9 protein-coding genes and 1 pseudogene are annotated in these 15,135 nt (G+C 69.5%); 3 read left to right on the top strand and 7 right to left on the bottom strand.

Features of this window, described 5'->3' with window-relative positions; all coding sequences use genetic code 11:
* Positions 1–20 precede the first annotated feature (20 nt).
* Positions 21–2,072, top strand: coding sequence for a carbohydrate-binding module family 20 domain-containing protein (locus tag ACFPIH_RS04990; protein WP_381179776.1), 2,052 nt, complete (start codon positions 21–23; stop codon positions 2,070–2,072).
* 6 nt (positions 2,073–2,078) lie between these two features.
* On the opposite strand, the pseudogene ACFPIH_RS04985 reads toward ACFPIH_RS04990, so the two are convergent.
* From ACFPIH_RS04985 to ACFPIH_RS04960, 6 genes and pseudogenes are all read right to left on the bottom strand, one after another.
* Positions 2,079–3,053: pseudogene (locus ACFPIH_RS04985) on the bottom strand (glycoside hydrolase family 62 protein); the annotation flags it as partial.
* Positions 3,054–3,124: 71 nt separating this feature from the next.
* Entirely contained in the window at positions 3,125–4,540 is a 1,416-nt protein-coding gene (locus tag ACFPIH_RS04980; protein WP_381179773.1) for a glycoside hydrolase family 30 protein, read from the bottom strand.
* Between the two features lie 142 nt (positions 4,541–4,682).
* The gene (locus ACFPIH_RS04975; RefSeq protein WP_381179770.1) at positions 4,683–6,365 is read right to left on the bottom strand and encodes a glycoside hydrolase family 13 protein; all 1,683 of its coding nucleotides are present in this window, start codon (positions 6,363–6,365) and stop codon (positions 4,683–4,685) included.
* Positions 6,366–6,415: 50 nt separating this feature from the next.
* Positions 6,416–7,294: a sugar ABC transporter permease gene (locus ACFPIH_RS04970; RefSeq protein ID WP_381179767.1), complete on the bottom strand. Its 879-nt coding sequence runs from the start codon at positions 7,292–7,294 to the stop codon at positions 6,416–6,418.
* A 19-nt stretch (positions 7,295–7,313) separates the two neighbouring features.
* Positions 7,314–8,321 carry a carbohydrate ABC transporter permease gene (locus ACFPIH_RS04965; protein ID WP_381179764.1) on the bottom strand — a complete coding sequence of 336 codons (1,008 nt, stop codon included), beginning with the start codon at positions 8,319–8,321 and terminating at the stop codon, positions 7,314–7,316.
* Positions 8,322–8,429: 108 nt separating this feature from the next.
* Positions 8,430–9,701: an extracellular solute-binding protein gene (locus ACFPIH_RS04960; RefSeq protein ID WP_381179761.1), complete on the bottom strand. Its 1,272-nt coding sequence runs from the start codon at positions 9,699–9,701 to the stop codon at positions 8,430–8,432.
* 298 nt (positions 9,702–9,999) lie between these two features.
* Between ACFPIH_RS04960 and ACFPIH_RS04955 the strand changes: the two genes are divergently transcribed.
* Together ACFPIH_RS04955 and ACFPIH_RS04950 are read left to right on the top strand one after the other, a co-directional pair.
* Positions 10,000–11,025, top strand: coding sequence for a LacI family DNA-binding transcriptional regulator (locus ACFPIH_RS04955; RefSeq protein WP_381179758.1), 1,026 nt, complete (start codon positions 10,000–10,002; stop codon positions 11,023–11,025).
* 150 nt (positions 11,026–11,175) lie between these two features.
* A complete protein-coding gene (locus tag ACFPIH_RS04950; protein WP_381179755.1) occupies positions 11,176–12,057 on the top strand; it encodes a phosphatase PAP2 family protein in 882 nt (293 codons plus the stop codon).
* Positions 12,058–12,059: 2 nt separating this feature from the next.
* Here ACFPIH_RS04950 and ACFPIH_RS04945 read toward each other — a convergent pair whose 3' ends face one another.
* On the bottom strand, positions 12,060–15,074 hold the full coding sequence (locus ACFPIH_RS04945) for a bifunctional [glutamine synthetase] adenylyltransferase/[glutamine synthetase]-adenylyl-L-tyrosine phosphorylase (RefSeq protein WP_381179752.1): 3,015 nt from the start codon (positions 15,072–15,074) through the stop codon (positions 12,060–12,062).
* Positions 15,075–15,135 lie beyond the last annotated feature (61 nt).

The raw sequence follows: 15,135 nt of genomic DNA, 5'->3' as shown, positions 1-15,135 counted from the left end.
TCCTGTCTTCCGGAGCCGCCATGAACACCAGACACCGGCGCACGGCCCGTGCCGTGGCCGCCGCCGCGCTGGCCTTCGCGGGAGCGACCGCCCTGCCCGCCGCCACCGCCCACGCGGACGTCACGACCTCCGGCGATGTGATCGCCAACCTGTGGGAGTACAACTGGAACTCGGTCGCGTCCGAGTGCACGAACGTGCTCGGCCCGAACGGCTACGGCGCCGTGTGGGTCGCCCCGCCGGCCGAGTCGCTGAAACAGCCCAGCTACTACTGGTGGGACGTCTACCAGCCGTACTCGTACAACCTGAACGGCCGCTTCGGGACGGCGGCCCAGTTCGCGTCGATGGTGACGGCCTGTCACAACGCCGGACTCGAGGTCTACACCGACGCGGTGATCAACCACACCGCCGCACAGACCGGAACCGGCTACAACGGCACGACGCTCACCAGCAGGTACGACACCCCGGACTGGGACCCGGGCGACTACCACACCTCGGCCGAGTGCAACGACTCCGACCTGCTCATCGACGACTGGTCCAACCTGAGCGAGATCCAGAACTGCGAGCTGCTGGGCCTGCCGGATCTGAAGACCGAGAGCGAGCACGTCCGTTCGGGCATCGCGGGCTTCCTCAACAGCCAGATCGCCCTGGGTGTGGACGGCTTCCGGGTCGACGCGGCGAAGCACATCCCGGTCGCCGACCTCAACGCGATCCGGGCGAAGCTGAACGACACGTCCTCGGGCGCGGACCCGTACGTCTTCCAGGAGGTGTACCCGGGTTCGACCCCGGCGGCGAGTGACTACTACGCGTCGGGTGACGTCCTGGACTTCACGTACGCGAGCAGGCTGAAGTCCGCGTTCCAGGGGAACGTGAGCGATCTGTCGTCCCTGGAGAGCAGCGGCATCCTGCCGGCCGCCAACTCGGTGTCCTTCGTGAGCAATCACGACACCGAGCGCAACGGCCTGCACATGAGTTACAAGGACGGCGACACCTACCGGCTGGCCAACGTCTTCCAGCTCGCCTACAAGTGGGCCACCCCGACGGTCTACTCCGGCTTCGAGTTCTCCTCCTCCGACCAGGCCCCGCCGAACTCCAACGGCTTCGTCACGGACACGAACTGCTCGAGCGGCTGGTACTGCCTCCAGCGCGACACCGCGATCACCGGCATGGTGAAGTGGCACAACGCGGTGGGCTCGGCGGAGGTCGTCAACTGGTCGACGAAGTCGTCGAGCGTGATCGGCTTCGCCCGTGGCACGGGCGGCTACGTCGCCATCAACAACGGCTCCTCGGCGGCGACTTACACCTTCGCGACCGGTATGGCCGACGGCACGTACGCGAACGTCGTGGACAACGGCACGACGACGGTGACCGTCTCCGGCGGCAACGCCACTCTCACGATCCCCGCGAAGAGCGCGATCGCCTTCTACAACGGCGCGTTCACCCCGTGCGACAGCTCCTGCGAGGACCCGGACGACGGCACGTCGACGGTGACGGCGACCTTCAACGCGTACGCGTCCACCCCGTCCGGCACCGACGTCTACGTCGTCGGCTCCGTCGCCGCCCTGGGCGGCTGGGACACGTCGAAGGCGATCCGGCTGTCGTCCGCCGGGTATCCGATCTGGTCGGGGGAGGTGAGTGTGCCGATCAACACGGGCTTCGAGTACAAGTACCTCAAGAAGGACGCGTCCGGGAACGTGACGTGGGAGTCGAACGCCAACAGATCGGCTGCGACGGCGACTTCGGCGCTCTCGCTCAGCAACTCCTGGAACGTGGCGAACGCGAGCGCCACCGACGTCACCTTCAACGTCAACGCGACGACCGCCCTGGGCACCGACGTCTACGTCGTCGGCTCGATCGCCTCACTCGGCTCCTGGAACCCGGGCGACGCGATCCCGCTGTCCTCGGCGTCGTACCCGACGTGGAGCAGGACGGTCATCGTCCCCCGGAGCACGGCCTTCGAGTACAAGTTCCTGAAGAAGGACGGCTCCGGGAACGTGACCTGGGAGTCCGGGACGAACCGCTCGTACACGACGGGCGGTTCGTCCGGGTACTCGACGAACGACACCTGGAAATGAGCCTGTTCAGCAGGTGGAGTTCGTCTGGGTGAGCAGTCCCAGCCGCCACGGGAGCGTGTTGTACGGGCCCGTGGCGGCCGGGTCGAGGCCCTGGTAGAGGTACTGGAGGCGGCAGGAGCTGATGGTGAGGGTCTGGTCGCTGCCTGCGCGGATCATCTCGCCGTGGCTGATGTCGTTGGTCCAGGGGGTGCCGCTGAACGTGACGTTGGTGGAGCGGGCGAAGGGCTTGGCCTCGGTGTCGGCCAGCGCGGTCCAGGTGCCGGTGATGCCGGTGGACGTCCAGGAGCGGAAGTACCGCTTGCCGTTGCTGCCGATCGCCTCGACGAGGAGCAGGTAGGAGTTGGAGTCGGCGAGCTTGTAGACGTTGGCGGCCTCCCACAGGCGGTACCTGCTCGCGTCGGACATCACCATGACCGTGTTGGTGAAGCCGTTCGGGAAGGCGGCCACGGATGTCTGCGAGCGGTAGAGGTGTCCGTTGTCGTCGGAGGAGAACAGGTAGCAGTTCGCCGTGTCGCAGATGGTCCAGAAGTCGACCCAGTAGCCGCTGCCGATGTTGTCCTTGATGATCTGCGGCATGCCGGAGGCGTAGAACTTCTTCGGCGCGGTCCACGAGGCCGGGTTGGCGATGTCCGTGGTGGTCGAGTACGCCGCGTTGTCCCCGGTCTGGTAGACGAGGTACCACAGCCGCTGCGGCGCGAAGTAGAACACCTGCGGTGCCGCCTTGTACCCGGTGCCGATCGCCGTCTGGTCCAGGTAGTGGTGCTGCGCGGCGGCGGCCTGCGACCAGTCGGTGAAGTTGAGGTACACCATGCTGTAGACGCCGGCGCTGGTCGTGGTGGTGGCGAACACGTGCCACCGGCCGCCCGAGTACACCACCGACGGGTCCTTGATCGCGCTGAGCTGGTGGGCGGCGTCCGACTTGGCGGTGATCAGCGGGCCGCTCGACGACCAGGTGAAGCTGCCGGGCAGGGCGGTCGCCGCGGCGGACGAGGGTGACATCGTCATCCCGAACACCAGGGCGAGCCCGCCCAGTAAGAGACCCAGACGTCCTGTCACGCGCATCGCGACTCCTGTCGGCTGAGGGTGTAGGTGACCAGTGAGCGGGCCGGAACCGTGGCGGTCAGCGACCCCCCGTTCACGGCGACGGCGGGCTGCCGGGCCATGCTGCTGGAGCCGTTGGTCAGGTACGGGGTCGCCGTACCCGTGGTGATCCCGGTGTTCCGGAGGCTGTACGACACCTGCTGGGCGCCGGTTCCGGCGTTGAGCGCGACGACGGTCAGCGTGCCGTCGGTGTTGCGGAACGCCGAGAGCCTGAGGTCGGCGTCGGGGGTCGTGGCGGCGATGCGGGTGGCGCCGGGGCGGACGAAGCGGCTGTAGCCCGCGAGCGCCCACAGTCGCTTGGAGACGTGGTAGCTGTCGCCGTCCATCTGGATCAGGCCTCGGGTGGCACCCGTCGAGGCGCCGTACCAGTAGACGTAGCCGCTGGTGTTCCCCCTGGTGAGGGCGTCGTGGACGGCGGAGGCGACGGTGAAGCCGTCGTAGCCGCTGCCGTCGTCCCAGTTCTCGTTCCAGGCCGTGCCGTTGGGTGACCACTCCGACATCCAGGTGCGCTTCAGGGTCGGCAGCGGGCCGTCGACGGCGCTGGCGTAGGTGTGGCCGGTGTGGGTGGCGACGTAGCCGCGTGCCGTGGCGTCCGCCTCGATCGCGGCGCTGTAACTCTTCTGCTGGGTCCAGCCGAAGGAGTCGCAGCAGGCGACCTTGTATCCGGCGGCGCCCGCGACCGGCCCCAACACCTTGGTGAACTCGACGGCCTGGGCCGGGGTGAGCCGCATGGAGTCGTAGGTCGCCGTCCAGTCGGGCTCGTTGGTGAACCCGAGGTCGGTGATGCCGATGCCGGCCTGTCCGTAGAAGCGGGCGTACTGCACAAGGAAGCCGGCGTACGCCCTGCGCCAGTCGCCGCTCGCGCAGGACGCGTCGGCCAGACCGCACAGGGTGCCGCCGTTGGCGTCCGTCCCGTTGGTCTTCATGTACCCGGGCGCGGTCCACGCGTCGGCGTAGAACCGGCTCACGCCGTACGCCTTGGCCTGCTGGGCGAGCCACACCTGGCCCTTGTCGTACCCGTCCCACACGTACCTCGGGGTGGCGTCGGGCCCGCCCGGGTCGGTCGGCTGGATACCGGAGTCGATCCCGAGGCGCAGGATGCTCAGCCCGGCGCCGCTGCCGCGGCTGAGCAGCAGGTCGAGAATCTCCCGCTGACGCTGTGCGGAGAGTCCCTGTGAGCCGTTCATGATGGCGGCGCGTCCGAAGTGCTCGGAGAAGCCGAAGCCGTCGATGGGCTGGTAGGCGATGGACCCGTCGACGGTCGCCGAGGAGGCGGCGGCCGCCGGCAGGTCGGCCGCGGTGGCAGCGGCGACCATGAGGAGGACCGCTGTGGACGTCAGCGTCCACTTCCTGAGTCTGCGCAGCATGATCCGCCCAATCGTGGGAGCGCTCCCATCTCCCTGCGGAAGGTAGGACCGTGACATGCAAGCGTCAACCCCTCCGGTGCGTCCCGGTGGTCTCCGCCCGCGGCAGGAGTGTGGAGAGCCCCTGCCGCGGGCGGGCGGCCGGTCAGGCCGTCGTCCACCACACCGTCGTGTCCGCCGGGAGCGTCGCCCCGCCGGCCGTCTCGGCGATCTCGTCGCCGCTGGTCAGCAGGACCCGGCCGTAGGAGGGGATCCGCACCGGCTCACCCGAGGTGTTGGCGACGCACACGAACTCCCCGCGGCGGAAGGCCAGTACGCCCTCCGGGGCCGTCAGCCACTCCACCGAGTCGCCCGCGCCCAGGTCGGGCCGGGTACGGCGGATACGCAGGGCCGTGCGGTACAGCTCCAGGGTGGAGCCCGCGACGCCCTGTTGGGCCGCCACGCTCAACTCCCCCCAGCCGGACGGCTGAGGCAGCCAGCTGCCCCCGTCCCCGAAGCCGTACGACGATCCCTCGCGCGTCCAGGGGATCGGGACCCGGCAGCCGTCGCGGAAGCCGTCCTGGCCGGCGCCGCGGAAGTAGGCCGGGTCCTGGCGGACCTCGTCGGGGAGGTCGACCACGTCCGGGAGGCCGAGTTCCTCGCCCTGGTAGACGTACGCCGAGCCGGGGAGGGCGAGCATCAGCAGGGTCGCCGCCCGGGCGCGGCGCAGGCCCAGGCCGCGGTCGCCCGCCAGGCGGATCTGGGTGCCGAGGCCGGGCGGGTTGGCGAAGCGGGTGGCGTGGCGGGTCACGTCGTGGTTGGACAGGACCCAGGTGGACGGGGCGGACACCGGGCGCATCGCCTCCAGCGTGCGGTCGATGACCGTCCGCAGTTCCTTCGCGTCCCAATCGGTGCTCAGGTACTGGAAGTTGAAGGCCTGGTGGAGTTCGTCGGGGCGGACGTAGTTCGCGGTGCGCTCGACGGTCGGGGTCCATGCCTCGGCCACGAAAATACGCCCGCCCGAGTACTCGTCGAGGATCAAACGCCACTGGCGGTAGATCTCGTGGACGCCGTCCTGGTCGAAGAACGGCGTGACATCGTTGCCCAGCAGCTTGAGCTGGTCGTGCACGCCGAGGTCCGGGAGGCCCTCGGCCTTCACCAGGCCGTGGGCCACGTCGATGCGGAAGCCGTCCACGCCCATGTCCAGCCAGAAGCGCAGGATCGAGCGGAACTCGTCGCCCACCGCCGGGTGTTCCCAGTTGAAGTCCGGCTGTTCGGGGGCGAAGAGGTGCAGGTACCACTCGCCGTCGTCGACCCGTGTCCAGGCCGGGCCGCCGAAGACGGACTCCCAGTCGTTGGGCGGGAGTTCGCCGTTCTCGCCCTTGCCGGGGCGGAAGTGGTAGCGGTCGCGGAGGGGCGAGCCGGGGCCGTCCGCCAGCGCCCGTTTGAACCACTCGTGCTGGTCGGAGGAGTGGTTGGGGACCAGGTCGACGATGATGCGCAGGCCCAGATCGCGGGTGTCGCGGATCAGCGCGTCCGCGTCCAGCAGCGAGCCGAACATCGGGTCCACCTCGCGGTAGTCGGCGACGTCGTAGCCGGCGTCCGCCTGCGGGGAGGCGTAGAACGGGCTGAGCCACACGGCGTCCACGCCGAGGTCGCGCAGGTACGGGAGGCGGGAGCGTACGCCTTCCAGGTCGCCCATGCCGTCGCCGTCGCTGTCGGCGAAGCTGCGCGGGTACACCTGGTAGATCACCGCGTCCCGCCACCAGTCGCGGTGTCCGACGACGGTCGGGACGGCCGCCGCCGGGGTGGGAGTGGTGGCCCGGGCTGCGGAGTGCTGCTGGCTCATGGCGTCCTTGGTGCGTAAGGGGATCGGAGTGGTCTTCACAGGAGGTGGGCTCAGCCCTTCGTGCCGCCGGCCGTGAGACCGGTGACCAGATTCTTCTGCACGAGGTAGAAGAACGCGGCGGCCGGTATCGCGATCAGCACGGCGGTCGCGGCCATGAGGTTGCGCTGGGCGTCGTGCTCGCTGACGAAGGACTGCAGGCCGACGGCGAGCGTGTACTTGTCGTCGCTGAGCATGAACACCGACGCGAAGGCGACCTCGCTGAACGCGGTGAGGAAGTTGTAGAAGGCGGCCACCGCGAGGCCGGGCCTGGCCAGCGGCAGGATGAGGCGGACGAAGGTGCCGAACGGGCTGAGCCCGTCGACGCGTCCGGCCTCGTCGATCTCGAAGGGGATGGTGTCGAAGTACCCCTTGAGCAGCCAGGCGCTGTACGGCACGACGGTGGTGCAGTAGACGAGGATGAGGCCCAGGTAGTTGTCGATGAGCCGGAGATCCGCCAGGACCTGGTACATCGGGACCATCAGGACGGCGACCGGGAACATCTGGGTGACCAGCAGGACCCACATGAACTTCCGGTAGCCGGGGAAGCGCATGCGGGAGACGGCGTAGCCGGTGGTGGCGGCGAGCAGGACGCCGATGGCCGTGGTGCCGAGGGTGACGATGAGCGAGCTCTTCAGCCAGTTGAAGAACTCGGTGTGCCGCAGGACGAACGTGTAGTTGTCGAACGTCATCTTGTCCCAGATGCCGCCGGGGTGGAGATAGTCGTCCTTGTCCGGGCCGAGGGACAGATAGACCAGCCAGCCGATCGGGAACAGCGCGATCAGACTGGCGACGGTCAGGATCGCGTGCGAGACGAGGGAGCCGGCGAGGGTGTTCTCGCCCCGGCGGCGGACACGGCGGGGGGCGGAGCTCTCGGGTGTGGTCGTGCTCATGGGTACGGAGACTCCTGCCTCAGATCGCGAGCTGCTGCTCGTTGCGGTTCAGCCAGCGGCGGTAGAACGAGGTGAAGACGATCAGGATGGCCAGCAGCAGGATGCCGTAGGCGGCGGACTGGGCGAAGTCGCGCGGCTGCTGTCCGAAGCCGAGGTAGTAGGCCCAGGTGACCAGGATCTGCGCGTCGGGTGCGGTGTTGCCGAACAGCAGGAAGATCACGGCGAACTGGTTGAAGGTCCAGATGACACCGAGGAGTACGACGGTGGAGCTGACCGTCCTGAGGCCGGGCAGGGTGATGTAGCGGAAGCGCTGCCAGGCGCTCGCGCCGTCCATCTCGGCCGCCTCGTAGAGGGAGTTGTCGATGGCCTGGAGGCCGCCGAGCAGCGAGATCATCATGAACGGCACTCCGCACCAGGTGTTGACCATGATCGCGGCGAACCGCTGCCAGAAGGTGTCCTCCAGCCACAGCGGCGTGGGCAGGTGCAGGGCGTCGAGCGCGGAGTTGATGACGCCGCCGTCGGCGAGCATGAAGCGCCAGCCGAAGACGGTCACGAACGTGGGCACCGCCCAGGGCAGGACGAGGATCACCCGGTAGAGGGTCCGGCCGCGCAGTTTCTGGTTGAGCAGCAGGGCGAGGCCGAGGCCGACGGTGTAGTGCAGGACGACACAGGCCGCCGTCCACACGATCGTCCAGATGAAGTGCGACCAGAAGCGGTCGTACGCCGTCGGGCCCCAGAGGATGTCGGCGTAGTTGTCGAGACCGATGAACCGGTAGGTGGCGTCGATGTGGTTGACGCCGATCGTGCGCGCCGTGTTGAGGCTGTTGGCGTCGGTGAGGGTGAGGTAGAGGCCGTACACCAGGGGATACAGGACCAGCACGCCCAGGACGACGGCCACCGGGGCGATCATGGCGTAGGCGTACCAGTGTTTCCGGTAGCCCTGCCTGAGTCGTTGGCCCAGGCCGGAGCGTGGCTGCTCGCGGTCACCGCGGCGCTTGCCGGTCGCGCGGTCGATGGCGACTGTCATGGTTCGACACCTTCTGGAACGTCTGCTGGTCAGGGGGGTGTACGGCGCTCAGGCCGGTGGCCGCCGGATCCCTCCCCCATGCCAAGGGATCCGGCGGCCACGCGGGGCTCACTTGCTGAAGTCCGGCACCAGCTTGGCGATGGCGGTCTCGGCGGTGCTCAGGCCCTTGTCCAGGGACTCCTTGCCGCCCGCGATCTTGGGCAGTTCGGTGTCGAGGGGGCCCCACAGGGAGCTGTACTCCGGCAGCGCGGGGCGCGGCTGGGCGGCGGCCAGGACGGCTCCGTAGCCGGCGATGCCCGGGTCGGCCTTGACCTCGGTGGTGTAGGCGTCGTCGCGGGTCGGCAGCGTGGAGTTCTTCAGCGCGATGGTGGCCTGGGACTTCGCGGAGGTCATGAAGTTGACGAACTTCAGCGCGGCGGCCTGGTGGGCCTTGTCCGAGCCGGCGTAGACGGAGAGGTTGTGGCCGCCGGTGGGGGCGCCCGCCTTGCCGGTGGAGCCGGCCGGGACGGTGGCGATGCCGAGGTTGGCCTTGTCCTTGAAGGCGCTGCCCTTGTAGAAGTTCGTGATCTCCCAGGGGCCCTGGACGATCGCGGCGACCTTGCCGTTGACGAACGCGTCCTGGATGTGGGCGTAGGCGTCGGCGGTGGTGTCGGCCTTGTGCAGGCCCTTGCCGTCGAAGAGGCCGAGCCAGGTGCCGTACGCCTTCTTCGCCGCCGCCGAGTTCACGGTGATCTTCTTGGCGGCGGCGTCGACGGTGTCGGTGCCCTCGCCGTAGAGGAAGGACTGGGCGTAGTAGGCCTGGGTGGAGCCCCAGTAGCCGTCCACTCCGGTCTTCGCCCTGATGGTGGCGGCGGCGGTCTTCAGGTCGTCCCAGGTCTTCGGGGCCTCGGCGATGCCGGCCTTCTCGAAGAGCTCCTTGTTGTAGACGAGCGCCAGGGTGTCGGTGACCAGCGGCACGCCGTACGTCTTGCCGTCGTACTTGGCCTGCTCGATCAGGTTCGACTTGAACTTGGCCTGGTCGGCGAGGGCCTCGGTGCCGTCCAGCGGCAGGAAGTAGCCCTTCTTGGCGAAGGCGGGGGTCCAGCCGACCTCGGAACGCAGGATGTCCGGGGCGCCGGAGGCACCGGCGGCGGTGTCGAACTTGTTCTGCGCCTGGTCGAAGGGGACGTTGACGTACTTGACCTTGACGTCCTTGTTGGCGGCCTCGAACTCCTTGACCAGGGCCTGGTACGTCGGCGCCTCGTTGGTGGCGTTGGAGGTGTCCCACCAGGTGATGGTCACCGGGCCGTCGGACTTGTCGCTTCCGCTGTCTCCACCGCAGGCCGTCGCCGCGAGGGCGAGGGACGCCACCAGCGCGGTGGCCGCTATGCCACGCCGCATGAGTTCTCCTTGAGGCTTGAGGGTGAGGGGGACGCCGTCGGGCGTCGCCGAACGTAACAGCGATGTAAGCAGCGCGAAAGGTCTTGCAGCAAAAAAGTGCAAGACGGCGGTGAAGTTATCCGGGCGTGACCCGGCAGCGACCGCCATGAGACGCTTGTTTGCGGCCCTGGAGCACTTCAGGTCGGCTGTGCAAGACTCTGCAAGCTCTTGCCATCACTTACATGAGGGATCACGAGGGAGCGCGATGACGCAGCAGCCCGGGCGTGGCCGGCCGACCCGGCCGGTACAGTCCACGTCTGTGACCACACGGCTTGCCGACATCGCCGCCCAGGCGGGGGTGAGCGAAGCGACCGTCAGCCGCGTCCTCAACGGCAAGCCTGGCGTCGCCGCCACCACCCGTCAGTCCGTGCTCGCCGCGCTGGACGTCCTGGGCTACGAGCGCCCGGTCCGGCTGCGCCAGCGCAGCGCGGGTCTGGTCGGCCTCATCACGCCCGAGCTGGAGAACCCGATATTCCCGGCCCTGGCGCAGGTCATCGGCCAGGCGCTGACCCGCCAGGGCTACACCCCGGTGCTCGCCACCCAGACCCCGGGCGGCTCCACGGAGGACGAGCTGACCGAGATGCTGGTCGACCGCGGGGTGGCCGGCATCATCTACGTCTCCGGGCTGCACGCGGACACCACGGCCGACATGCAGCGCTACGAGCAGCTGCGCGCGCAGGGCGTCCCCTACGTGCTGGTCGACGGCTTCTCGCCGAAGGTCCAGGCGCCCTTCATCTCCCCGGACGACCGCGCCGCGATGACCCTCGCCGTCACCCATCTGGTCTCCCTGGGCCACACCCGCGTCGGCCTGGCGCTGGGCCCCAAGCGGTTCGTGCCGGTCCAGCGCAAGATCGAGGGCTTCGTCCGGACGATGCAGGACCTGCTGGGCCTGGCCCCGGGGACCATCGAGGAGGAGCTGGTCCAGCACTCGCTGTACACCCTGGAGGGCGGCCAGGCGGCGACGGCCGCCCTGATCGACCGGGGCTGCACGGCGATCGTGTGCGCCAGCGACATGATGGCCCTCGGCGCGATACGGGCCGCCCGGCAGCGCGGTCTCGCGGTCCCGCAGGACGTTTCCGTGGTCGGTTTCGACGACTCCCCGCTGATCGCCTTCACCGACCCGCCGCTGACCACGATCCGCAAGCCGGTGCCCGCGATGGGCCAGGCCGCGGTACGTACACTGCTGGAGGAGATCGGCGGGACGCCTGCGCCGCACAGCGAGTTCGTGTTCATGCCGGAGCTGGTGGTGCGGGGTTCGACGGCATCGGCGCGCAGGACACCGTAAGGTGGTAAATCGTTCGTAAGACGGAGGAAACCAGGTTTCCAGCAGTGCGCTGGTAGGAGACCATGGGGTCCGTGCGCCGTAGAACATGCACGGCGAACCCGACCGGCGGATGATCGGGCCAAGAGAGCTTCTCTGGCAGAATTTGTGTCCATGGGTGAACCGACCGTGACGCCACTGGAACGCCATGACCAGGCCGTTCCGCACTCCGTCACGGCCGGGACCGGTGAGCGCCGGCTGGACCGGCTGCGCACCCCGCGCCGGCCCCGTCTGTGGTTCGAGATCCTCCTCATCGCGGTGAGTTACTGGACGTACTCAATGATCCGCAACGCGGTCCCGGAACAGCGTTCCGAGGCGCTGCGCAACGCGGACTGGATCTGGCGGACCGAGCACCACCTCGGGCTGGCCTTCGAGACGTCGGTGAACCACACCGTGAACTCGGTGACCTGGCTCATCGTGAGCATGAACTACTACTACGCGACGTTGCACTTCGTGGTGACGCTGGGTGTCCTGGTGTGGCTCTACCGCAGCCACCCGGGGCGTTACGCGGCGACCCGCCTGGTGCTCTTCGCGACGACGGCCGTCGCGCTGGTCGGGTACTACTTCTTCCCCCTCGCGCCGCCGCGTCTCATGCCGGGCGGCAATTTCGTCGACACGGTGACGGTCCACCAGACCTGGGGCTCGATGGCGTCCGGCGACCTGAAACACATGTCGAACCAGTACGCCGCGATGCCGTCCATGCACATCGGCTGGTCCCTGTGGTGCGGGCTGACGATCTTCGCGCTGGCGAGGCTGCCCTGGGTGCGGATCCTGGGCCTGCTGTACCCGGTGGCGACGCTCGTGGTCATCGTCGCCACCGCCAACCACTTCTGGCTGGACGCGGTGGGCGGCATCCTCTGTCTCGCCTTCGGCTTCACGGTCTCCCGCGCCTGGTACGGCAGCCTGCCGTACACCTTGCCGAGGGTGGTCCCCGCCCCAAAGGGGCGCGGGGAACTGCGCGACAAGCCACGACGGCGTAGCAGCCAAAAAGCCTGACGTCACCCCGCGTAAAACAGCTCGTCCACAACCCCCCGCGCCCGGCGGGCGGTCCTCCGATAGCCGTCGAGCAGCTCACCCACATGGCCCGGGCCGTACCCCAGGTACCGACCCACCGCGGCCAGTTCACGACTCCCGGAGGGAAACGTGTCGCCGGCCCTCCCCCGCACCAGCATCACCGCGTTCCGCACACGTGTCGCGAGCACCCACGCCTCGTCGAGCACGCCCGCGTCCTCCCCGGAGATGAGCCCGGCCGCGCAGGCGGCGGCGAGCGCCTCCCGGGTGCGGGTGGTCCGCAGCCCCGGCTCCGCCCACCCGTGCCGCATCTGCAGCAACTGCACGGTCCACTCCACGTCGGACAGCCCGCCCGGCCCGAGCTTGGTGTGCAGCTTGGGATCGGCGCCCCGGGGCATCCGTTCCGACTCCATCCGGGCCTTCAGCCGCCGGATCTCCCGTACGGCGTCCTCGCCGAGCCCCTCCGCCGGGTACCGCAGCGGATCCACCAGCTCGATGAACCGCCGCCCCAGCTCCTCGTCCCCCGCGACGGGTTCGGCCCGCAGCAGGGCCTGCGCCTCCCAGCCCAGGGACCAGCGCCGGTAGTAGGCCTGGTACGACTTCAGCGTCCGCACCAGCGGCCCGGACTTGCCCTCGGGCCGCAGATCCGCGTCGATCAGCAGCGGCGGGTCCGCGCTCGGGATCTGCAACAGCCGCCGCATCTCGGCGACCACGCGGTTCGCGGCCTCGCCCGCCTCCCGCTCGTCCTGGCCGTCCCACGGTTCGTGCACGAACAGCACGTCGGCGTCGGAGCCGTAGCCCAGCTCGTGCCCGCCGAAGCGCCCCATGCCGATCACCGCGAACCGGGTGGGCAGGGTGTCCCCCCAGCCGTCCCGCACCACGGCCCGCAGGGTGCCCGCCAGGGTCGCCGCCGTCAGATCGGAGACGGCGCCGCCCACCCGGTCCACCAACGCGCCCTGATCGGGCTCGGTGGGCTGGGTCTCGGTGCCGTACGAGCTGACGATGTCCCCGGCGGCCGTACGGAACAGTTCCCGCCGCCGCACCCCGCGCACCGCGGTGACCGCCTGCTCGGCGCTCTCCGCGCGCCCGACGGCCGAGAGGATCTCCTGCTCCAACTGCCCCCGTCCACGCGGCTGGAGACCACCGCCGGTGCCGGCCCCCTCGCCGTCTCCGTCGCCCAGCAGTGCGACGGCTTCGGGCGCCCGCATCAGCAGATCGGGGGCGAGGCGGCCGGCGGACAGCACCCGGGCGAGGTTCTCGGCGGCGGCGCCCTCGTCCCTCAACAGCCGTAGATACCAAGGGGTCTTGCCCAACGCGTCCGACACCTTGCGGAAGTTGAGCAGCCCGGCGTCCGGGTCGGCGGAGTCGGCGAACCAGCCGAGCAGAACGGGCAGCAGGGTGCGCTGGATCGCGGCCTTCCGCGAGACGCCCGAGGCGAGCGCCTCCAGATGCCGCAGCGCGGCGGCGGGGTCCGCGTACCCCAGGGCGACCAGCCGTTCCCGGGCCGCCTCCATGCTCAACCGCGCCTCACCGGTGGCAAGTTGGGCGACGGCGTCGAGCAGCGGCCGGTAGAAGATCTTCTCGTGCAGCCGCCGTACGACGGCCGCGTGCCGTTTCCACTCCCGGTTCAGCTCGACGACCGGATCGGTCCGCAGCCCGAGCGACCGCCCCAGCCGCCGCTGGTCCTCCTCGGCCTCGGGCACAAGATGGGTCCGCCGCAGCCGGTACAGCTGGATCCGGTGCTCCATCGACCGCAGAAACCGGTAGGCGTCGTCGAGCTGTACGGCGTCGACGCGCCCCACGTACCCGCCGGCGGCGAGCGCCTGGAGGGCGTCGAGAGTGGTCCCGCTGCGCAGCGAGGTGTCGATGCGGCCGTGCACCAACTGGAGCAGCTGCACGGCGAATTCGACGTCCCGCAGGCCCCCGGGGCCGAGCTTCAGCTCCCGCTCGACCTCGGCGACCGGGATGTTCTCCACGACCCGCCGGCGCATCTTCTGCACGTCGGTGACGAAGTTCTCCCGCTCGGCGGCCTGCCACACCAGCGGTTCGACGGCGGCGACGTACTCCGCGCCGAGTTCCAGGTCACCGGCCACCGGCCGGGCCTTGAGCAGCGCCTGGAACTCCCAGGTCTTGGCCCACCGCTGGTAGTAGGCGAGGTGGCTGCTGAGCGTCCGTACCAGGGGTCCGTTGCGCCCCTCGGGCCGCAGATTGGCGTCGACGGGCCAGATCGATCCCTCCACCGTGGTCTCGGAACAGACCCGCATCATGTGGGAGGCCAGCTTGGTTGCGGCCCGCAGCGCCTTGCCCTCGTCGGCCCCGTCGACGGCCTCGCCCACGAAGATGACGTCGACGTCGGAGACGTAGTTCAGCTCGTGTCCGCCGCACTTCCCCATGGCGATGACGGCGAGCCGGCACAGCGCGGCGTCGTCGGGCGCGGCACCGCGGGCGATGCCGAGCGCGGCCCGCAGCGTCGCGGTGGCCAGGTCGGCGAGTTCCGCGGCGGTCTGGGCGAGATCGGTCGTGCCGCACACGTCCCGCGCGGCGATCGACAGCAGGCACCGCCGGTAGGCGACCCGCAACGACACCGGATCCGCGGCTTCCGCGAGCCCCCGCTCGAACTCCTCCACCCCCGGGTGGAGATCCCGGGGCTCGTAGGTGACCAGCGCCTCCCAGTCCCGGGGGTGCCGGGTCAGATGGTCCGCGAGGGCGGCGGACGCCCCGAGCACTCCCAGCAGGCGGTCCCGCAGCGGTTTCGCCGCTATCAGCGTGTCGAGCAGCCCACGCCGGGCGGCGGGCCCGGGCTGCGCCTCGAGAAGCCGTACGAGACCATGCAGAGCGAGGTCGGGATCGGCGGTCGCGCCCAGCGCCTCCAGCAGAAAGGGGTCGTCGCGCACCAGGGACAGCTCGGGCCGGTCGAGCAGGCGCTCGGAGGCGGACGGGTCGGTGAAACCGTGTCGCAGCAGCCGCGTGAAGGTACTGCTCCTGCGCCCCGGCGCCATCATCCCGGCCTCCTGTCGCGGACCGACCTCCGGATCAAGGTCGTACTGTCCCGAGCGTAACCGG

Source organism: Streptomyces vulcanius (assembly GCF_042653945.1).
Lineage (GTDB): Bacteria > Actinomycetota > Actinomycetes > Streptomycetales > Streptomycetaceae > Streptomyces > Streptomyces mangrovi.
This window is presented reverse-complemented; position numbering and strand designations above follow the sequence as displayed.